The organism is Flavobacterium sp. CF108, from assembly GCF_900129795.1.
Classification (GTDB): Bacteria; Bacteroidota; Bacteroidia; order Flavobacteriales; family Flavobacteriaceae; genus Flavobacterium.
In genome coordinates, this window is sequence record NZ_FQWW01000008.1 from 196,317 (window position 1) to 219,146 (window position 22,830).

Below are 22,830 nucleotides of genomic sequence, written 5' to 3' on the forward strand. Positions count from 1 at the left end.
GTATTTTAAGATTTGATCTGTATCAAATTTTTAGAAACCATTTTCTTTTATATAGAAAGTAAAGTAAAATAAGCTGTACAACTGTTACAGATAAAGTGGCAAATACGGGCTGCCAAATGAGCGGCAGAAAATTGATAAGTCCGCCAAAAACATAATCTGCCGTATGTTTAAAATCTACTAAACCTTCGGCAGCGATATAAATTAAAATAGAATTTGAACCGATTAATATTAATGGAAATGCCCATTTATGAAATCCAAACAAATCAATTATCAAATAAAAAAAGACAAAGAACAAAATGCTAAATCCGCCTACAAAAAACACAAACGAACTCGTCCATAAGTGTTTATTGATTGGAAAATTAATATCCCAAAGTAATCCTGCAATAATCAAGACCACTGCGGTAAGGGCCATTAAAAGCAATTTTACTTTTACCGAATAAGGACATTTTGCTTTTAAAAATGTTCCTGTAAAAACCCCTAACAAAGCCGTAGCAATTGCAGGTATTGTAGAAAATATTCCTTCGGGATCATAAACGGTACTATGCAGTCTGCCCGGTAAAAGCAGGCGGTCAATATATCCTTCTAATGATCCTTCTTTTGTTAAAACTCCGGCGCCAAAATCAGGTACGGGAATCCATTTCATTGCGGCATAATAGCCAATCAAAATACCGAAAAACCAGATTAACTGTTTTTTAAAATCAAAATTCAAATAGATGATTCCGGCAAAAAACCAAGCGAGTCCAATTCTACCTAAAACACTTGCAAAACGTGTATGATCGAAACCGTCAAATCGCAATAATCCATTTACTACAAATCCTAAAACCAGTAAAATACAGGTTCTTTTAAGCATTGATAAGTATATTTTACGCTTTTCGTTAGTAGGTAAATCTTTGGGAGTTTTTACTCCTGCCAGCTGCATTTTCTTTTCAAAAGAATATGGCATTGAAACTCCTGCAACAAACAGAAACACAGGAAAAATCATATCATAAAATGTAATCCCATTCCATTCTGCATGATGCAATTGTGATGACATCCAGATAAAAACAGGAATTGGGGCAGCTTTTGCCAGAGCATGAATGATATGTTCTCCGCTCATAATCCAAAACATAACAAACCCACGCAAGGCATCTAAAGAAATTAATCTTCCATTTGTAGTATTACTCATTTTTTAAGTATTCAGTGGTCAGTTGATAGTGTTCGGTTTTCAGTCGCAGTATTCAGTCGCAGTATTCAGTGTAAACTGTGACTGAATACTGCGACTGAAAACTTATTCTATTGGTTTAATAACAAATCCGTAGCTGTATTCACTTTGTGTCAATACATATTGTTCGTGTGGTGGTAATCCCCAGCTGTTGTCGCCTCCTAATCCGCGCTGCGTTAAATCAACACAAACTACTATTTCATTTCTTGGAGTGATATCACTGGAATGAATATTCTTTTTAGAAAGTCCTGCGTCAAAATCACTCGGATAATTATTCAAAGTACTCATGCCTAAAGGCTGCAGACCTTTTATTTCCAAGCCATTTCCTTTATTGCCTGACAATTTAAACCAGCGTATATCTGTTTTGTATCCATTTTCCTGTGGGCGTATATAAGGCACATATTGGTCTGCAACTTTACTGTAATAAATTCCTTTGAATGCAGCTGTTTTTCTGTCCGGATAATTTTCTAAAGGCCCTCTTCCGTAATAATCCAGATTTTCCAACGTGTTTTTTAAGGTAAAAATCATTCCGAAACGTGGTAATTCCGGCACTGGATTACTGCCTTTTTTGTAAGACGCTTGTATTTCTAAAGCACCATTATTTCTTAATGCATATTTGATTGTATAATCAGAAGCAACATCATTCAGTTTCAATTTTGCAACGATGTATTGCTGCCCGTTTTCTTCGGTCTGCTGAATGCTTTCTAACGACGTATTTTTACCCGCTGTTCTCCATACATTCGCTCTAATCTCCATTTTATTTCCCAAATCATTATCGGTCGGTGCTCTCCAGAAATTTGGTTCAGGATATTGTTTAAAATATTCTTCGCCTTTTAAACTGTAATATGAAATCAATCCTGTTGACTTACTAATTTTCACAATAACATTATCTGAGGTCAAAACAAACTGCTCTTTTTCATCCTGAATTTTGGCACTATTTACTTTTTCTGATTTTGCAAAATAGTTGGAGTCTTCGATTACAAACTGTTCTTTGGCAATTTCAAAATTTTGCGGCAGTAATTCTGACCCTGTTTTTGTGTAAGCAGAAACATTCAATAAATATTCTGTTCCTTCTTTTGACTGTAATTTTGGTAAGTCAAGCTTAAACTGTTTTTTTGTTTTCGGATCTAAAGCAACATTAATTGTTCCTTCTTTAATTACTTTTCCGTTTTCTAAAACCTGATATTTGAAGTTGTATTTATTCAGGTTTGTAAATCCAAAATCGTTTATAATTTCAATTACTCCATTTTTGATATCAACAGCATTAAATAAAATATCCTGATAAACTTTTTTCACCTCAAACGCACCGGGATTTGGTGTTCTATCCGGCATAACCAACCCATTATTACAGTCATTTTCATCATTTGTATAATTCTGGCTCCCCATATCACCTCCGTAAGCCCAGTATTTTCTACCGTTTTCATCTTCTCTCTCAAATCCCTGATCTACCCAGTCCCAGATAAAACCGCCCTGCATATTTTTACTGCTTCGAATGATATCCCAATATTCCTGAAAATTACCATTGCTGTTTCCCATTGCATGCGAATACTCACACATGATATATGGGCGGGTTACTTCTTTCCGCGCCGCGTATTCTTTCATATAGGCAATTGTTGGATACATCGGGCACACAATATCTGTGTTTTCGTTTTCTTTTGCCTGCTCAAACTGAACCAATCTTGTATTATCTCTTTTTTTAACCCATTTGTAAGCTTCATGAAAAACAGGTCCATTGGCACTTTCATTACCTAATGACCAAAGAATTACAGACGGCATATTTTTATCTCTTTCAACAAGACTATAAATTCTGTCCAGATGTGCTTCTCTCCATTCTGGAAGATAACCCGGATTAGTTTTTGGATTCATCCAAATTAGAGGCTGTCCTTCTACTCCCATTCCATGGCTTTCGATATTGGCTTCGTCGACCAAAAACAAACCATATTTGTTACACATTTTTACCCACAAAATATTGTTCGGATAATGACTGCAGCGTACTGAATTAATGTTCATCTGCTTCATCATCCTGATGTCTTTCATCATCGTAGCTTCATCCTGATAATGTCCGGTTACCGGATTATGTTCATGAATATTTACGCCGCGAACCATCAGTCGAACTCCGTTTACCAATAATTGTCCGCCTTTTAACTCTACTTTTCTGAAGCCGATTTGTGTCGAAACAGTTTCTACTATATCGCCTTTTTCATTTTTTAAAGTCAAAAGCAATGTGTATAAATTTGGCGTTTCACTGCTCCATAATTTCGGTTTGGATACATTCTGAATAAAATTGATTGTCTGAATTTTAGACACTTCAAAATTGACGTTGATCTCTTTGCTAAATACATTTTTTCCTGAAGCATCTACCAGTTTTGCAACCAGTTTTTGATTGTTAACAGCCGTTGAAGTCAGGTTTTTTAAACTTACTTCTACATTTAAACTTCCGTTTTTGTATTTCGCATCTAAATCTGGTTTGGCAAAAAAATCTGAAATACGAACATTATCTGTACTGTACAAATACACATTTCTGTCGATTCCGGAAAGTCTCCAGAAATCCTGATCTTCCAAATAAGAACCATCGCTCCATCTGTATACTTCTATTGCCAAATCATTTTTTCCGGGTTTTAAATATTTAGAAATATCAAATTCTGCAGGACTTTTGGTGTTTTCGGTATAGCCTGCTTTTTCACCATTTACCCAAATATACATAGCAGATGTTCCTGCTTCAAAATGAAGAAAAACATGTCGGTTTTTCCAGTTTTCAGGAAGTACAAAATCTTTTTTATAAGAGCCTACAGGATTATCCCAATGATTGATAAAAGGCGGATTTCTTTCGAAAGGATAGGTAATATTGGTATAAATTGGTATACCGTAACCATTCAGTTCCCAATTGGATGGCACCTGAAGTTCCTTCCAGTTTAAAGTACTAAAATCCGTTTTATAAAAATCCTTTGGGCGCTGATCTGGTGTTGGCGACCAGGAAAATTTCCATTTACCGTTTAGAGAAAAATACCAAGGCGAGTTTTCATATTTATCACTTATAGCCGAAGTTTCATCTGCATAAGGAAGAAAAGCCGCGCGGGCCGGCTCTCTGTTAATTTGAAATACAAGAGGATTTTCCCAATCGTTACGCTCTTTTTCCTGAGCCGAAACAGCAGTTCCGCCAAGTATCAGCAGGCATAATAAAAGTATTTTGGTTTTGGTTTTATGCATTATTTTGGTTTTAGATAGCTGGCAATTATTTTTCTAACACATAGAAACATAGTTTTTCTTTGTCTCAAAAGACGTTTCACTTATTACAAAAACACATAGCTATGTATGAGAAACTAGTTTCTTTTAATAAATCTTTTTTATGTTCAAAAGAAAATCTATGTTCCTATGTGTTTATATAAACTTTTTAAAACTTCAACTTCTCAGGTAAATATTTAGCCACTAATTCTTTATAATAAGGAAGCAATGCTTTTACATCTGGCTTAACGGGAGCTTTGGTATATAAATCGTACGGATTGAACTTTCTTACCCAGTCAAACATTTCGATATCTTTTTCATTCATTAAATGGGAATACGCATTTTCTTTATGCTGCGAATAGAATGAATGATAACGAATCATGTATAAAGCCGGATCCGGAAGATAATCTTTCATAATCTGATACAGATATTCGTCATGTCCCCAGCTCATTTTTACATTATCCAGTCCGCAGTTTTCTGTGTAAACACCAAATTTTGTATTGAATCTTTCGTCTGTATAATCTGGATTTTCTTTGAAAAACTCTGGGTAAACAATCTTATCTGAATAGGCACATCCAACTGGAAATGTATCGCCGACAACTGCCCACTGCGGTTCTCCGAACAAACATAAAATTTTACCCAAATCATGAATAAAACCCGTAAGGACAAACCAATCTGGGTGACCGTCTGCTCTAATAGCTTCAGAAGTTTGTAAAAGGTGCTGTGTTTGGTCTAAGTCAATATCTGGGTCGCTGTCGTCTACAAGTGTGTTTAAAAAATCAACAGCCTCCCAAATTGACATTTCCTTTTTATTGAATTGTAAAAACTCCTGTTCTTTGCTGCACACAAAATCATAAGTTTGATATGTATGGTTTATTCTGTAAAATTCCTTAACCGTTTCTACTCTTTCCGAATCGACATAATTCCTGAATTCTTCTTTTGTTTTTTCCGGTGTACTTTCAGAAGGATCGGGATATCGCAATAACAAATCATCTTCCCATTCATCTAAATTATTCAACGGATTGTCTGTGTCTATATGCTTTTTCATAATGCTAAAAAGTTATAAGTTATAAGACAAAAATAGAATTACCTATACCGTTCAAAATGGATTAATACATCAAAAACATGGATGATTTTGATTATTGAAGGATTTTTACATATGAATTGATTTAAAAAACCACAAAAGGCTCAGCTTTGTCATTTCGAGAAAAATTAGATTGCAGATAAGCATTGTCGATATCCATTACGTTCCCGTGGTTGAAACCACGGGCTATATTCTTCAAAATATTTATCAAAATAATTCGTGCAATTAGTAGCAAAAGAAAAAATCCTTTTTAATCTGTGTAATCTGTGGCTATATATTTTTTGCCGCAGATTAAAGGGATTATTACGATTTTATTTCATGCTTGAACATAGCATTTCAATATAGCCCGTGGTTGAAACCACGGGAGACATCACGAGGAAAATTAGATTGCAGATATGCATTGTCGATATGCATTACGTTCCCGTGGTTGAAACCACGGGCTATATTCTTCAAAATATTTACCAAAATAATTTGTGGAAATTCGTGTAATTAGTGGCAAAAGAAAAAATCTTTTTTAATCTGTGTAATCTGTGACTATATATTTTTTGCCGCAGATTAAAGGGATTATTATGATTTTATTTCATGCTTGAACATATCATTTCAATATAGCCCACGGGACATCACGAGAAAAATTAAATTACAGATATGTATTACGTTCCCGTGGTTAAAACCACGGGCTATATTCTTCAAAATATTCTCAAAATAATTTATGGAAATTCGTGCAATTCGCAGCGAAAAAAATCCTTTTTAATCTGTGTAATCTGTGGCGATAAAAATTAATTAATAAGCTTACTCGGCGGGAAACCAAACTGTTTTTTAAAACATCGGCTGAAATATAAAGGATCATTAAAGCCTACAAGATTGGTGACTTCAGAAACATTATATTTTTTAGTTTTGAGCAGTTCGGCTGATTTTTTTAAACGAATAGTTCTAATAAATTCATTTGGCGCCAAATCGGTCAATTCCTTAATTTTTCGATATAATTTAGAAGAGCTCACGCCCAATTTATCGCATAAAAATTCTGTAGAAAGATCTACTTCACTTAAATTATCATTGATTAGATTCGTTACTTTTTCCATAAATTCTTCATCAATTGGAGAATGTGTCAGCATACTTATTTTACCTTCAACTTCGCCGGAGAATTTTTGTTTGAGCTCTAATCTTGATTTGATCATATTTTCAATAACCGTTTTAAGCAATAAAGGCTCAAAAGGTTTCACCAAATAACCATCGGCTCCCATATCGTAACCTTTTACTTTATCCATATTTTCAGAAAGTGCAGTAAGCATCACCACCGGAATATGACTGATGAATTCATCATTTTTAAGTTCCCGAACAAATTCTAATCCATCCATAACAGGCATCATGACATCGGTAACGCACAAAATTGGTTTAACTTGTCGGCAGATTTTTAAACCTTCTAATCCATTTTCTGCGTCATAAACTTTGTAATAATCAGACAAATAATCAACCAGATATTTTCTAAGTTCACTGTTATCTTCAATTACCAATATTTTTTCTTTTAAATCGGTATTTTGAATGATTTTCTTAGCTGCTTTTTCTGGAATCAGCATACTTAGATTATCATTTTTAAGGGCGTATTCAAACACCTCTTTATGCTCATAAGAATCACGATCAATTGGAATTTCAACTCTAAAAGTACTCCCTTTTCCTTGTGTACTTTCTACCGAAATAATTCCTTTGTGAATGGCTACTAAAGATTTTACCAATGACAAACCAATACCCGATCCGGTATTATTGTCCTTACTGTTTGTTGCCTGATAAAATCGTTTGAAAATTTTCTCCTGACTTTTTAACGGAATCCCAATTCCATCATCAGTTACTTCGATCACTAAAATATCTTCAACCGTATCTTTCAGCCTGATATACAAGTCGACATTTCCATTTTTATTGGTAAACTTTAAAGCATTCGATAATAAATTGTACAGAATTTTATCGTACTTATCATTATCCAGCCAGCCGTTTATTTCATCATCTTCAGTAATAAAATTGAGCTTAATCTTTTTATTATAAGCCATTTCTTTAAAGGAGTCAAAAATATTTTTAGAATAAACCAGAATATCTGTTTTAGTCACTTTCAGTTTTAATTCACCTGACTGCGCTTTTCTAAAATCTAATACTTGATTTACCAGATTCAGTAATCTGCTGGCATTTTGATAAATCAGATTGTATCTGCTTTTTTCATAATCGGTTGCGTTGCTGCTTTCATCTAACAACTGTTTTGCCGGACCTAAAATCAGCGTTAACGGCGTTCTTAATTCATGCGAAATATTCGTGAAGAAACGTAATTTTTCATTGTTTAACTTAATATCATGTTCCCTGTTTACTTTTTCGGTAAGCAGTTCTTGTTTTAAACGAATACGGTTTTTTATTTCTTTTCTGACAAAATAAAAAATGCCAAATAAAACTGCGAAAAACAGTAAAAAAGAAGTTGGCGTCAGCCAGAAAGGCGGCAGGATTTTTATTTTGTACGAAACCGTTTTACTCCAATATCCATCGCTGTTGCTTGATCTTATTTTGAATATATAACTTCCGGGATAAAGGTTCGTGTATTGAACTATTCTAGATGTACTGTTAGCAGTAATCCAATGTTTATCAAAACCTTCGAGCATATATTGAAACTTATTCAGTTTTTCATTTGCAAAAGAGGGAGCCGAAAACTGAATCGAAAAATTACGGTTTTTATATGTAAGTTCTATTTCTTTTCCATAATTCAAATCTTTTGAAAGCGGAATTTCTCCATTGATTTCCATTTCCGGAAATACTTCTTCATTCTGAATTTTAAATTCGGAAATAACAGGTAACGGCGACCATTTATTTCTTTTCATTTCGGGCGGTGAAAAAGAAATAATTCCATTTTTACCTCCAAGAAAAATATTAGAATTATTAAAATAAAAAAAGCCGCTTGAACTAAAAACGTCCAATCTGTTACCACTGTTTACATGATAAATACTAATGTCTTTTAAATTAGATTTAACGAAGGCAATATTATTGTTGTTGATATTCAGCCACAAATTTCCGTTTGCATCTGATAAGATATCAGTAATCCATTTGCCTGAAAGTTCTTTAAGTTTTTTTACAGGTTCAAATTCGTTCTTTTTGGGATTGAACAAACAAAGCCCAAAACGTGTTGAAGCCCATATTTTTCCTTTTACATCTACTAAAACATCACTTACATTTTCATCATGCGGCACTCCTTTTTCTTTGATAAAAAGCGACGAATAGGTTTCTATTTTTCCTGAATTGATGTTGTATTTTACAACTCCGGTTTCAGTAGCAAACCAAACATTATTTTTAACATCCCTTTCTATCGCATTTATCTGAAAACCTGGTAAAAGTTTTCCTTTTGAAGTCTGTACTTGTAACGTTTTGCTATTCAATATTACTGCTCCTTCTCCAAAAGAACCAACAATCATAGCATCGTCTCCAATCTTGGTAAAAGCAAAAACGGGAGATTTTTCAAATCCTGCTTGTATTTCTCTGGAAGAATTTGTGGTGTAATTGTAAACTAAAATATTACCATCCCACAAACCGCAATAAAAAATCTTTCCATCGTCAGAATAAATACTGGCGATATCTTTTCCTGTATTGTGTAAAGGAGTTGAGCCTTTTGTATTCGAAATAAAAAGTCCGTTGTGATAGGTGGCCACAATCACTTTTTCATCATAGGTTTTAGCAAAACCTCTTATACGCGGCGCCTGATTACCTATGGAGCGTGATATATCTTTGTTTAAAGTGAACTGATTTTCATAAGGATCGTATTTATCCAATCCGTCTTCTGTTCCAATCCATAAGACCCCTGAAGCATCAAAATAAAGTGCTGAAATTAAATTATCTACAAGTGAAGTATCATCTGATAAAATAGAATAGTACCATTTGTAATTTCCTTTTTGAATGTCTTCTAATTGATTACAAACCAACAATCCGCCTAAAGTCCCCACCCAATATTTTCCATCGGGAGCGCGGGCAACTGATAAAAAATACGGCCCTAAAGCGCCTCTAACCTGTTTGTTTTCTATATACAAATTGTCAAACTGATCGCTGGCTTTGTCTAATTTATATAAGCCTTCTCGGGTTCCGACAAAAATATCCGATTTGGCGTCTTCGTAAATAAAATTGATGTATGGATTTTTTATGTTTGAATTTGGAACAGAAAGCGCGTAATTGTTAATTCGTACAATTGCTCCTTTTGCATCCATCGTTATTTTTGCAACACCTGATTTCTCATAACTTCCAACCCAGATATTTCCTTTTTTGTCTTCAAAAATTTCTTTTACGTAATCGAAACCTTTAAGCTGAATTTTCTCGAATCGGTTTTCTTTCAAAAAGAATAGATGCACTCCTTTTGTTTTGGTCCCTACCCAGACTCTTTTAAATTTATCTACATAAACAGCCCTAACTTCATCGTCAGGGAGGCTGTTTGGATCTTCTTTTTTATTATAAAAAGTAGTAAAAACATGCGTATCCATTTTAAAAAGTGTCAATCCTTTTCGGGTGCCAATCCACAAGTGATTTGATTCTTCATCCAGCTCTAAAGCTGTAATATCGTCATTGTACAATTTATTTTTCCCCGGGGTAGAACTCATGTAGTTTTTGAACTGATAACCGTCGAAACGATTTAATCCTGAAAATGTTCCAAACCACATGAAACCTTTTTTATCCTGCACAATATGTCGTACTGAATTATGAGACAATCCGTTATTGTCATTGTAATGCGCAAATTTTATATTCTGTGAATAAGAATGATAAAAAATGGCAAAAAACAAGAATAATATAAAGGACTTTTGTCTCATGAAAATAAATTATAAATGCAATTTAATCTTTTTGATTTAATAAATATCAAAATTATTTAACGGATAAATTATCAATTTTGTTATTTTTCAAATCAATTTTAAAATGATCGGAAGGCTCGCCATTCATGGTTTTCAAAAATATTTGTGTCCATAAAATCAATTTTGGGTCATTTGATTTTTTTAACTGCCTGCAAACCAATTCATATTGTTTTAATCTCTTGTTCCCAATTTCTGAAATCGCCAGTTCATCGGCATTTTTTAAGCGATAAAAATCGAAAATCATATCAAAACCAGTCCATGATTCAAAATCGGAAATTGCTAGAGAATTTGATTGCAGCTCTTTATCAATTTCTGATGCATTTTTATTGATTTCTAATAAATCTTTACCTGAAAGGTTTACAATTGATTTTAAAAATTCGGCTGGAAAATCTTCGGGCAAGAACCTTAATCGCACCAATTCTTTTAAATGCCAGGTGGTAAATTCTTTATAATCTTTGGCTTTTAGGATTTCTTTATTCCAAGTATGATTGCTTTTATTATTTTGCAAATGGGCATATTCTTCTTCATAAAAAGGAAATAAGCTATTGAATTTATTGACTTTACCAATTACAACAGTTTCAACTTCAAGTTCAGAGGCAGAATGAATGGTCAATATTTTATACGCCGGCATATAAGCCGCAAGCGAAGGTGTTTGAATATTAAACAATGTATTTCCTTTAGCGGAAGTTCTTATGCCTGTATCGTTGATATGCATATGTCCTCCAAAATGAATCTGAATTCCGGCATCTGCAAATTGCTGCGCTACTTCTTCATCAGGAACTCTTTGCAATTGCATTTTGTCAGCACCAAAAAGCTGTTTTAATTCCGGCGATGCATTGTCATTAAATTCAACCATCGGATAATGACTAAAAGCGATCAGTATTTTCCCTTTTTGTTTCGCTTCCGCGGAAACTTTTTTGACCCAGTTTATTAGATGGCTTTTATAAATTAGAACGTTATTGTAACCTGTATTGGCTCCTGAAAAATCATGCGGATCATCTGGTTTTCCTGATAATTTCTCGTTCGGAACATAAGCATTGGCATCTATGGCTAAAAACCAGATTCCTTTAATTGGTTCAACTAAATAACTCGCATCTGGCAGAAACAAATTGGTATTTTTAATTGCATACGTTCTTTTTTCTAAAACAGATTCTTTTTGAGCTTCTTCAAAATTATAATGCTCATACGTGTAGTTAGAAAAAGGTGTTTCCCAATACAAATCGGTCTTTTTTGGAAAAAAACCAAAATCTCTCATTTCACGAATGATTTCTTTGTAACCCCAGTTTTTTATATCGGCTGTAATGACTGGTTCCAGTTCACTTTTACTTTTGTTGAACCTATTTACTGAACTGCTGATAATTTGCTCTTTTCCGTCTTTGCCTAAAAAATCAGTTTTTGCTGCATCTTGCGAAAATGGTCTTACAACGTCATGATTTCCTGTCGTTACAAAAAAAGAAAGACCGTATTTTTGGGAATATTCGTTGAGTATTTTTCTCAATCCGCGTACGTGAACGGGTTGTCCGTCGTCACTAAAATCACCCGGAAGTACAACTTGTTTAATGTCTCTTTTTACAATATCATTTAAAGCTTCTAAAAAAGCAAAATAATTTTCATTGAAAATTCTGGTCGAATGCAGCTGGGAGTTCATTGTCCTGATATTGGCATATTCACCCGTAACCGGATTTTTGATTCCCTGGTAATTGTTGTCTTCAAATTTGGCAAAAATATCTTGTAAATGAACATCGGCTATAAAAGCAATTTGAATCTTTTTTTCATGAGAATGCTGTTCTGTTTTACAGGAAACCAGAACCAGAAGAATCAATGAACAAAAGATATTTTTGAATGACATTTTTATTATTTTGATATTATATAATATAGACCTGACAGGTTTTTAAAACCAGTCAGGTCTGCTTTGCGTCTCATTAGAATCTAAAATTAATAATCGTTTATTTTATTAATCCACTACTTTCACTAAGGTAAAATTTATTCCTAACGGATTCTTTATTATTTTACAGATTAAAGGAAACTCAGGATTTTTTACAATCCACATTTCGGTTTCGTCAATCTGTGCGCTTACGTGCAGCGCATCGATTAATTTTCCGTCAATAGAAACACCGTTTTTATCTTCGTTTTTGTCCAGAACATAAGTTGTATTGTTATAAACAAAAGAATTGTTTTTTAATAAATCCTGATAAGCTGATCGTGAAATCATAAAAAAGGTTTCTGTTGGTTTTAAGTTTAAAATCGGAGCATATTCTCCTTGATTAAAACTTAGAGTATTTCCGTTTTTTACTGCTTCGGGAAGCATCACAATTTTGCATTTTACGCCTCTTGTTTCCAATTTGAATGCCAACGCATTGTCAGCTGTTTCAGCCGTAAGCTGTAAGGTTCTGGTTTGTCCATGAAGCTTGCAGATATAATGGAACTCTGTGTTATTTTTTATTGTCGGAATGTAGTTCTGAGATCTTCCTGTTTGATAAAATGCAAAAAACAGAAATGCTAAAATTATATTTTTCATCTTGTTTATCATTTTTATTTCTTTGGAGGAAAAATTGTTGTTCCCCATGCCGAAGGTTTCGAATCCATTTCAAGAATCAATTCTCCTCCATTATTAATATCATCGTGTGTAATCCATGCTTTGTTATAAGGTTTCCCATTTAAAAAAGCCGCTTTTATGTATTTGTTTTTATCACTCATTTTTTTTGCTGCCATTTTAAACTTTTTACCATTTTCTAATTGCATTATCGTTTCTTTTATCAAAGGTGTATTGATCAAATAATAAGGCTGTCCGGCATTTGGATACAGTCCCATCATGTGAAAAGCCAGCCAAGAAGACATTGCACCCGAATCGTCGTTGCCCGGAAGTCCTTCTCTCGAAGTATTGAAATTATTTTTGATAATGGTTCTGATTCTATCGCTGCTTAAATAGGGTTTTCCGATCCAGTGATACAAACATGGCGTTAAAAACGAAGGTTCATTGGCAACATTATACAAATCTGAATTAAAGAAAGTATTCAATCTGTTTTCAAAAGCTTTTTCACCTCCAGATTTACGAATCAGTTCTGGAACATCGTGTGGAATGCTCAATGAATATTCCCATGAATTTCCTTCGTAAAAGAAAACGCACCAATGGCAGACATACCAAGGCGATTCGATAATTACTGGTGTATATTTAAAAGTAGGTTTCTGGATTTTTGATTCTCCAAAAACAACATCATCAAGCCAGTTCCCAGCTGCATCTTTCGGCATAATAAATCCTTTTGCTCCGTTATTTTCATAATCAGAACGCCATAAATTCTGCCAGCTGTCGGCTTGTTTGATGTATTGATTGTATAAATCCGTTTTACCTAATCCTTTGGCTACAACTGCAATATTATAGTCGTTGTATGCATAATCGATTGTTCTGTTTCCTGCGCGGTCTGTACCGTAAGGAACGTATCCTAATTTCAGGTAATCTATCAATCCGCCTCTTCCTTCTTTTTCTTCATTTCCTCCCGGCGGAACTGTGGCGTCTTTCAACATAGCCTGCAGCGCGAGTTCGTAATCAATTCCTTTTAAGTTTTTTACAAATGCATCTGCCAAAACAACCTCAGCGTTAGAACCGCCCTGAGTTCTTCCGTTGTCATTTCCGCTTCTTCCTTCGGGTAAATAACCTTCGCGTTTGTAAATGTTCAACATGGCGTTTATGATATCGACTTTACGTTTAGAATCTATTAGCGTAATTAATGGACTTGATGTTCTAAAAGTGTCCCAAATCGTATAAAAATCGTCATAATACGGCTCATCACTTGTCCATAACGGATTTTCTCCTGTGCGGTCAACAGGCATAATCATGGTATGATATAAACCTGTGTAGAACATTTTTTTATATTCTTCTGAAGTATCTTCAGATAATTTAATTCGGCTTAATAACGCTTCCCATTTATTTTCTAAAGTGGATAAAACAGTATTAAAATCCCAATGCGGAATTTCAACTTCGATGTTATTTTTTGCTTTTAATTCGCTTAAAAATGAGATTCCGATTTTGACATTCAGTTCTTCTTTTCCTGTGTTTCCAAAAGAAAGTAAAGCTGCTGTTTTTTTTCCTGAATCAAACTGCGCTTTTTGATTGTTATAAAACTTTCCGTCTTTAAAGGTTACATATTTTGCAATAGGCTGATCGAAAACTGCCCAGAAATAAACAGTATAAGCACGTCCGTTATTCCAGCCTCCTCTTATTCTGCTATATCCTCTAACTTCGGTATCTGAAACAATTTCAATCTGCGAACCTACAAATTGCTGTGCTTCTCTGGCATCAGGAATCTTTTCTTCTCCCAGAAAAAATCCCGGGTCAATTTTCAATTCTTTTGATGTATTTTTTGGGTAAGTTATGCGGTAAAAAGATACTTTTTCGCCCGTAGTTATTTCAGTTTTGATTTGATTTTCTTTGAAAACAGTTTCATAATACCCCAGTTTTACATTTTCTTCGGCTCTGAAAGAAGTCTGATCGAGTTTATCTAAAGCACCGGAAAATGGCATTATCTGAATGTTTCCGTATTTAGGGCCTCCGCCTGTTCCGCTTACATGTACCTGACTGAAACCTGTGACTTCTTTTGGTATTGGAAGCCAGCCGCTGTTTGGGCTAGAAGTACAATCCGGACTTGGTTTTACCATTCCGTAAGGACAAGATGGCCCGATAAAAACCCTGCCCACTCCTTCTGATCCAATCATCGGGTCTACATATTGATGCACCGTTTGCTGGGCATTAATGATTATGGTAAACAAAAATGATATTCCTAAAAGTATATTTTTACTGGATATTTTCATTACTTATTTTATTTCTTTAAGAATTAAAAACTCTTTTTTTTAGCCACAGATTTTACTAATTATTCGGATTATTTTTAAAATCATTATAATCCTTGAAATTCTATCTAAACTCTTTGCGAAAGGAACGCGGATGATACGGATTTACAAAAGTAAAAACGCGGATGAAAACGGATTTTTAAAAATAATAGATGAAAAATCCGTTTAATCAGTGTTTTCGCGATAGCGAATCCGTTTAATCCGCGTTCCTCTATAGACAATTTAAGTTAGTAACTATTTACTTCGTCCGTTCGCTCGGGTGTCAAAGTCACAAACCCACTTTCTTGAAATCTGTGGCTAAAAAACTTATTACGAGCATTTAATTTGACATTTCTAAAATTAATTCACCTCCATTGGTAATCTCCTTATGCGAAAGAGTAAAATCTTTTACAGTTTTATTGTTGTATTTGATGTCTTTTATATACACATTTTCAAGATTGTTATTATTTGCTTTTATCACAAATGTTTTTCCTGTATAGTATTTCGGATTTAAGTCTATTGTTATTTTATTAAATATAGGACTTCCTATTTGATAAATGGCATCTTTATCTGTTCCTCCATTCATTTGAAACAAACCTAATTTAAGCAATACATTCAAACTTCCCATTAATCCCTGATCTTCGTCTCCGTTATAACCTGTTGCAGGAGATAATCCGCTGAAAGTTTCTTTTACTACGTTTCTTGTCCAATATTGTGTTAAATCCGGTCTTCCTAAAACGGTAAAAATATTGGAGGTCTGCATAGAAGGCTGATTTCCAAAATTTACGGGAATTCTGCTAAACTCCGGATGCAATTCTGCATCGTGCGATGTACCGGAAGTATATTTTTGTTTTTTAGCTATTTCAAATTGAGCATTCAATTTTGCAACAGCTTTTTCTTTTCCTCCCATCAAAACGGCTAAACCTTCAATATCGTGCGGCACAAACCATGTTGATTGTGCTCCATTCGACTCTATAAATCCATTTTCATATTGATACGGATCATAATTTTCACGCCATTTTCCTTCAACGTTTTTTGGACACATCCAGCCTATTTTTTCATCAAAAATATTCTCATAATTTTTTGATCTTTTCATTAAATAATTATAATCTCCTTCATGGTTTAGCTTTTTTGCCAATTGCGCCAAAGTCCAATCTTGGTACGCATATTCTAAAGTCTGGCTTGCACCGTCTTCATGGCTTCCAAAATTACCATCGGGAAGCGGGTAAGGCACATATCCTTTTTCTAAATAATATTTTAATCCGCCGCCAATATTGGTATTATGTTCATATCCTGCTTTTTCCATAATACCGCCCGGCATATGATTTTTTTTGAGTGCGATGTAAATTTCCTCTAAATCTTCTGTTACAATTCCTTTTTGAATGGCGCTAACAATAAATGGTGTTGCTGAGGCTCCTGTCATTACATAAGTGTCATTTCCGCCCGAAGGGCCACGCGGAATTATCCCGCCATCTTTATAATACTGCATTAAAGAGTACACAAATTCTTCCATAATTTCAGGATATACTAATCCCCAAAGATTATTTATTGTCCATTGTGCGCCCCAAAAAGCATCTGAATTATAATGATTGAATTTCGGTTTTCCGTCAGCATTTAAAGGTAAATGTCCCACTCTGAATTTGTAGCCTGTATTATCAGGATAAGCTCCATTTGCATCACTGATCATTTTTCTCCCTTGCAGGGCATGCCAGAGATCCGTGTAAAATCTTCTTTGATCAGTTGCTGTTCCTCCTTCTATTTTTATTCTTCCCAATAAATCACTCCATTCTTTTCTGGAATCTGCAACTGTTTTATTAAAATTCCAATGTGGCAATTCAGTTTCAATATTGTTATTGGCATTTTCAATTGAGGTGTAGGATATTCCAACTTTCATCAATATTTGTTCTTTCGTTTTATTAAAATGAATTAAATAATTTCCTGTCGCATTATCTCTTTCTAAAGAAGTAATAGGCTCATTTGTTTTAATTTTAAAAAATACGGTTAATGGTTTTGGGCGTCTAAAATTGGTACTTAAAACTAATGATCCGGAAAGCTCAAAATCATTGTTTTTTTCTAATTTTCCATTTGTATTTTCGCAAGGTCCTAAAATAGTGTTCAGATTAAAGAGAATTGCTTTTTGTGAGTTTATTGGAAAAGTATATTTATGAAAACCAACTCTTGGTGTGCTGGTTAATTCTGCCGTTATTTGATATCTATCTAATTTTATTGAATGATATCCCGGTGTTATAATTTCGGTTTGATGACTAAATTTGGAATAAAAGTCTTTAAAAATAGTTTGTTTGTTTTCTGCTGAAACTGTTACAGGCATTACTGATACGCCTGACATCTGCCACTCGTGAACATGGCTAAACCCCTTAACTGTATCTGTAGTATATTTATAACCGCCTCCCCAATCGCCGTTAATTTCGGTATCAGGATTTAGGTTTACCATTCCAAACGGACGGCTTGCTGATGAAAAATAAAACCATCTGGAATTTTCTGTATCCAGCAGCGGATAAACCATATCTGATACTTGTTTCTTTTTTAAAGAAACTGCTCTTTGGGTTTTACATGATACTAAAAAAATAAGAGCTAAACTTACTCCAATGCGTCCTATTTTATAGATTTTATTTAGTTCCATTTATTCTGTTTGTATTGTTGGGGCAATATTGGTTTATTTCTAAATCGAAAAATGTAAGGCACAGGATTTACCTGAGAATTATTGGGTTTTAATGTATTCTCAAAACATATATTGAGAGAAAATTACAAAGCTTAATCTTTCATTGATTTCTGTAACGGCATTCGATTAAGCTTTGTGCTTATTCAAAAAATGAAACTAAACTGATTGTCAAGAACATTGAAAAAACCAGTTTTCTTTTAGTAAAAAAAGGAGAAGAATTTTTACTCTCCTCTCCTTTTCAAAATTAAAATTGAATTATAATGTGTACTTAATTAAATTCTTATTTTTAATATCCATCATTTTGGGTCAAAGCAGGATTTAAAACCATAGCGTTAGTTGGGATTGGGAAAACACGATGGCGAACATCTGTATCGGTTTTGTAACCCCATTGTCCTTCATATTTCCCAAAACGTATCATGTCGTTTCTATGCCATGCTTCCCAAGTAAACTCACGGCTTCTTTCTTTATAAAGTTCTTCTAAAGTTACACCGCTCAAAGCTGCAGATGTTGTACGGTTAGAACGAACCATATTTACTAATGCATCTGCACTTTGCCCTAATGTTACACCTCCTCCGCGAAGAATCGATTCTGCTTTCATTAAAAGGACATCTGAGTAACGTAAGAAAGGAACGTCGTTCTTTTGGTTACGATTTGTTGAAGTAGCATCCGGGTAGAATTTAATATTTCTATATCCCATGTTCCAAGCAATCTCATCATTCCCAAGATCAAATAAAGTTACACTTTGACGAAGAACAATGTTTGGCGTTAAGTCTACCTGATAGGTATATGCAGCACCTCCATCAGATCCTGTATAAAACTGATCGTACCCTTTTTTAGTTGTTGTAACCGTTACTGGGGTAACACCATCATTCATGTATTGTGGGCCTGTAAGCCATTGTTTGTTACGTATATCGTTTGCATCATTAAAGTAGGCATAAAATTCCGGAAGGGTGCTTCTAGGTGCGCTTGGCGTATAAGGAAGTCCAAACTTAGCTCTTTCAGAACGAGGCACATCGTAGCGTGCGTGATACATTTGTCCGTTGAAACCCACTGTAACTGCTGCCGGATCGTAAGGCACTGCAAAAATGAATTCTTTCATCAGCGGTCCGTTATTTGGATAAAACATTTGAAGATAAGTTGCTCTTGGTTCAACATTATATAAACCAGAATTAATTACCTGATCGCAAGCTGCAATACAATCGTTATAGCGTTGTACTCCTGTGTATACCTCAGCATTCAAATACAATTTAGCCAGCATTGCATTAGCAGTCTGCTTATTTGGTCTTCCATAAGTTGTAACTCCAGATGCCGCGTTTAAATTAGGAACTGCTTTTTTTAGTTCTTTCTCAATAAAATTGAAAACGTCTTTTCTGGGAGTTTTAGCATGAGATGAAAAATCTCCATATAATGTATCTAATGGTACATCTCCATAACTATCCATTAACATGAAATAAGAAATAGCACGCATTGTTTTTAATTCAGAAATCAAAGTTGCTTTATCTGAACCTTCGGGCATTGTCTGGTTTAAAATTGAAATGGCCTGATTACTTGTTCCGATAACTTTAGACGACCAGTCCCAAAGGCTTCCTATGATACCATTATCTGCATTCCAGTCATGGTAATGCATAGCAATATAATTTCTGTTATCAAACCAGTTACCTCCTCTTGCGGGTAGAATAGCTTCATCTGTAGTTAAAGACTGTGACCACCACCAGGCAAATGAAAATTCACCGCGGAACGCTGAATAAACTGGTCCTGTGGTCTGAATGTACTGCGTTGAGTTTTGGGGAAAAACTTCGGGTGTTAATTGTGTTGTAATAGGCACATCCAGATCATCACAAGACCAGATTAGTCCAGCCATAAGTACTGGAAGCCCTAAATATTTTAATATCTTTTTCATAATTTTTAGCATTTAATTTTTAGAAGGTCACATTTAAACCAAACATATAAGTTCTGGTTTTTGGATAGAAGTTATTTGAATCTACACCTGGAGCTGTTCCTCCTTGTTCAACTTCCGGATCAATTCCTCTGTACTTTGTAATAACAAATACGTTATTTACTGTTTGGTAAATACGCACACTGCTTATATACCTGCCCACTTTACCAAAATTATAGCCTAAAGTCATATTGTCTAATCTTATATAACTTCCGTCTTCTATAAAACGATCTGAATATTTATAAGAGTTTAAATCATTTGGTGACTCGTTTCCTGCATCAACTAAAATGTTATTGGTCATTGCAGTACTAGGTCTGAATAGATCGGCACGTGTTGCATTGAAAATTTTATTACCAAAAACTCCTCTGAAGAAAATACTTAAATCAAATTTTTTATATTGAAAATTATTTGCCCATCCTGCTAATAGTTTTGGCTGTGCACTTCCTGCATAATGATAATCTACTCCAATTAATGGTGTAGTAGTCAAATTGCCATTTTTATCATAATATTGCGAAACTCCGGCAGCATTTTTTCCTGCGTACTTCAATGTAAAGAATTGTCCTAAAGGTTTTCCTTCTTTAAAAATCTGCAATGTGCTTCCTGTTTGTCCGCCTCCGTCTGGCTGTACACGACGAATAGAATCTCCACCAACAAAGAAAGGACTGGTTAACTTAACGATCTCATTCTTGTTGTGCGCCAAATTCAAGTTAGTTGTCCAGCTGAAATTTGCAGTTTTAACCGGAGTTGCACTTAAACTAACCTCAATACCTTTGTTAGACATTGTTCCTCCGTTTGCTACAATTGTTCCTACTGGTACAAGTACCGGATTAACATTATAGTTAAAAATCATGTCTGTTGTTTTTTTATTGTACACATCAACAGAACCTGATATTTTTCCTTTTAAGATTGAGAAGTCAACTCCAATATTTGCAGTAGCTGTTTTTTCCCATTTCAAATCTGGGTTAGCCGCCTGGTTAGGCCCATAAGCTCCAATTTGCTGTCCGTTATAGTAGAAAGTTCCTAAACTCCCGGAAATAAACTGAGCTGTGTAAGCATTAAATCCAGAAGAGTTTCCTGTTACCCCCCAGCTTCCGCGGAATTTCAAATCACTAAAAATGTTTTGATTCTGCATAAAACTTTCTTTGTCTACTCTCCATGCACCTCCTACAGAAGGGAAATATCCCCAGCGATTATTTACTCCAAACATAGACCCGCCATCTTTTCTAAGTGATCCCTGTAAAAGATATCTGTCTTTGTAATTGTAATTTAAACGTCCAAAATAGGATATTAAACGTGTTTTTTGGTATGCTTTACTATCTCCAAAATTTACTACATAACCATTAACCGAAGTGTAATTACTTAAAGCAAGGTTGTTGTATCCTACATTATCTACCGGAAAGTTAGTTGTTGTAGCCTGAAATCCGTCTCCTAATGTATTTTCCTGCCATGAGTAACCCACAACAGCTTTTATTTTATGCTCTCCTATTGATTTATCCCAAGTAAGGAAGCTTTCAATAATATTATTTCTGGTTTCGTAAGAATTTCTCAATGCTGAACCATTTATACCAAAATTAACCAATGTTTTTGTCAAAGGCGGATCTGGGTTGTTGTAAAAGTTGGCACTGTTGTATTGTGAATAATAACTGTCATAAAATTCTCCATGAGCCGACGTTAATCTTTGGTGTGCTAAATTCAAATTATAAGTAAATCCAAACGGAAGTTTTACTTCTGCAGTAAGGTTACCTACAAGGTTTTCTGTTTTAGTTTCATCAGTACCATGTTCAATTAAAGCCACTGGATTAAAATATCCCGGACTGGTAAAGTTTTCAAAAAAACTTCCATCAGCATTTCTTACCGGAGAAACAGGAAGATAGCTTGCTGCCTGCAAAAGAACAGTATTTCTCTGTGGTACATTTTTATATTTTGTACTAGAATTAGTAACGTTTAAACCAAATTTAACCTTATCATCAAAAGCAAATTGTTCCACAGATAAGCGGGCAATGATACGGGAAAAATCACTTTTCAGCATTATACCTTCTTTATTAAGCGAAGTAATACTTGCTGTATAGTTTCCATGATCTCCGCCGCCGCTCATCGATAAGTTATGGCTGCTTGATGCTGCATATCCTGATCTTAAAATTTCTTTTTGCCAGTTTGTATTAGCACCTTTGTCATTTTCCGGAGTAAAGTTCAAATTGTTTTTAGTTGTAAAAGCTCTAAGCTGATCTGCATCCATCATGTCCAGATTATTTGAAACTTCTTCCCAGCCAACATAACCATTGTATGCAATCTGCGTTCTGCCTTTACTTCCTTTTTTTGTCGTTACCATAATAACTCCATTTGCGGCACGGTTACCATAGATTGCCGTTGCAGCAGCATCTTTTAATACATCGATAGTTGCAATATCATCTGGGGCAATTACTGAGATATCAACTCCGGGAATACCGTCTATTACATAAAACGGTCCTTGAGAACTATTTAATGTTGAAGCTCCACGCAAAACCACAGAAGCTGTTTTTGTCGGGTCGCCGCTTGATGAAATATTCAAACCAGAAACTTTACCCTGCAAAAGCTGTCCAACATCACTGATTGCTCCTCTGTTTAAATCTTCAGCTTTAACAGAAGTTACTGCAGTAGTAAGGTTTTTACGAGATCCTTTACCATAACCAACCACTACTACTTGTTCTAAGTTGGTTGTCGTAGGCTGTAACTTAATGGTATAGTTTGTTTTTGAACCATCTAATTTTAGTGGTAAATCATTAAATCCCATAAAAGAAATAATCAGTACAGCATTTTTATTTGAGACTGAAAGTTTAAATTTCCCATCAAAATCTGTTGTTACAGTATTGGTTGTACCTTTTTCAAGCACATTAGCGGCTGGAAGAGGAATACCTTTGTCATCTAAAATTATACCGGACACTTCTGTTTTTTGGGCCCAGGTATTAATTGAGAAGCCAAGAAAGAAGGCTAATAATAAAAGTTTAAGTTTTTCCATTGTTTTTTTGGTTAATTGGTTAAAATAGTATTGACGAA

General features: G+C 34.6%; 10 protein-coding genes. All 10 read right to left on the reverse strand.

Annotated elements, in window-relative coordinates; genetic code table 11:
- Positions 1-22 precede the first annotated feature (22 nt).
- Positions 23-1,165: an acyltransferase family protein gene (locus BUE10_RS20420; protein WP_073488502.1), complete on the reverse strand. Its 1,143-nt coding sequence runs from the start codon at positions 1,163-1,165 to the stop codon at positions 23-25.
- Positions 1,166-1,267: 102 nt separating this feature from the next.
- Positions 1,268-4,408, reverse strand: a complete 3,141-nt coding sequence (locus BUE10_RS20425; protein ID WP_073488504.1) for a beta-galactosidase, LacZ type — start codon at positions 4,406-4,408, stop codon at positions 1,268-1,270.
- A 184-nt stretch (positions 4,409-4,592) separates the two neighbouring features.
- Positions 4,593-5,471, reverse strand: a complete 879-nt coding sequence (locus tag BUE10_RS20430; RefSeq protein WP_073488506.1) for an inositol oxygenase family protein — start codon at positions 5,469-5,471, stop codon at positions 4,593-4,595.
- 812 nt (positions 5,472-6,283) lie between these two features.
- A complete protein-coding gene (locus BUE10_RS20435; protein WP_073488508.1) occupies positions 6,284-10,321 on the reverse strand; it encodes a hybrid sensor histidine kinase/response regulator in 4,038 nt (1,345 codons plus the stop codon).
- 52 nt (positions 10,322-10,373) lie between these two features.
- Complete coding sequence (locus tag BUE10_RS20440) at positions 10,374-12,209, reverse strand: metallophosphoesterase family protein (protein WP_073488510.1); 1,836 nt, start codon at positions 12,207-12,209, stop codon at positions 10,374-10,376.
- A gap of 105 nt (positions 12,210-12,314) precedes the next feature.
- Positions 12,315-12,878, reverse strand: coding sequence for a hypothetical protein (locus BUE10_RS20445; protein WP_073488512.1), 564 nt, complete (start codon positions 12,876-12,878; stop codon positions 12,315-12,317).
- 14 nt (positions 12,879-12,892) lie between these two features.
- Positions 12,893-15,166: a GH92 family glycosyl hydrolase gene (locus BUE10_RS20450; protein ID WP_073488514.1), complete on the reverse strand. Its 2,274-nt coding sequence runs from the start codon at positions 15,164-15,166 to the stop codon at positions 12,893-12,895.
- Between the two features lie 355 nt (positions 15,167-15,521).
- A complete protein-coding gene (locus tag BUE10_RS20455) occupies positions 15,522-17,822 on the reverse strand; it encodes a GH92 family glycosyl hydrolase (RefSeq protein WP_073488516.1) in 2,301 nt (766 codons plus the stop codon).
- A 325-nt stretch (positions 17,823-18,147) separates the two neighbouring features.
- The gene (locus tag BUE10_RS20460) at positions 18,148-19,761 is read right to left on the reverse strand and encodes a RagB/SusD family nutrient uptake outer membrane protein (protein ID WP_073488637.1); all 1,614 of its coding nucleotides are present in this window, start codon (positions 19,759-19,761) and stop codon (positions 18,148-18,150) included.
- A gap of 19 nt (positions 19,762-19,780) precedes the next feature.
- On the reverse strand, positions 19,781-22,792 hold the full coding sequence (locus tag BUE10_RS20465; protein WP_073488518.1) for a SusC/RagA family TonB-linked outer membrane protein: 3,012 nt from the start codon (positions 22,790-22,792) through the stop codon (positions 19,781-19,783).
- Positions 22,793-22,830: the final 38 nt, after the last annotated feature.

What these genes read in the sequence shown, in the direction of transcription:
- BUE10_RS20445 (WP_073488512.1), bottom strand. Translation starts at nt 12,878, where the DNA reads ATGAAAAATATAATTTTAGCATTTCTGTTTTTTGCATTTTATCAAACA.
- BUE10_RS20430 (WP_073488506.1), bottom strand. Translation starts at nt 5,471, where the DNA reads ATGAAAAAGCATATAGACACAGACAATCCGTTGAATAATTTAGATGAA.
- BUE10_RS20455 (WP_073488516.1), bottom strand. Translation starts at nt 17,822, where the DNA reads ATGGAACTAAATAAAATCTATAAAATAGGACGCATTGGAGTAAGTTTA.
- BUE10_RS20435 (WP_073488508.1), bottom strand. Translation starts at nt 10,321, where the DNA reads ATGAGACAAAAGTCCTTTATATTATTCTTGTTTTTTGCCATTTTTTAT.
- BUE10_RS20420 (WP_073488502.1), bottom strand. Translation starts at nt 1,165, where the DNA reads ATGAGTAATACTACAAATGGAAGATTAATTTCTTTAGATGCCTTGCGT.
- BUE10_RS20440 (WP_073488510.1), bottom strand. Translation starts at nt 12,209, where the DNA reads ATGTCATTCAAAAATATCTTTTGTTCATTGATTCTTCTGGTTCTGGTT.
- BUE10_RS20460 (WP_073488637.1), bottom strand. Translation starts at nt 19,761, where the DNA reads ATGAAAAAGATATTAAAATATTTAGGGCTTCCAGTACTTATGGCTGGA.
- BUE10_RS20425 (WP_073488504.1), bottom strand. Translation starts at nt 4,408, where the DNA reads ATGCATAAAACCAAAACCAAAATACTTTTATTATGCCTGCTGATACTT.
- BUE10_RS20450 (WP_073488514.1), bottom strand. Translation starts at nt 15,166, where the DNA reads ATGAAAATATCCAGTAAAAATATACTTTTAGGAATATCATTTTTGTTT.
- BUE10_RS20465 (WP_073488518.1), bottom strand. Translation starts at nt 22,792, where the DNA reads ATGGAAAAACTTAAACTTTTATTATTAGCCTTCTTTCTTGGCTTCTCA.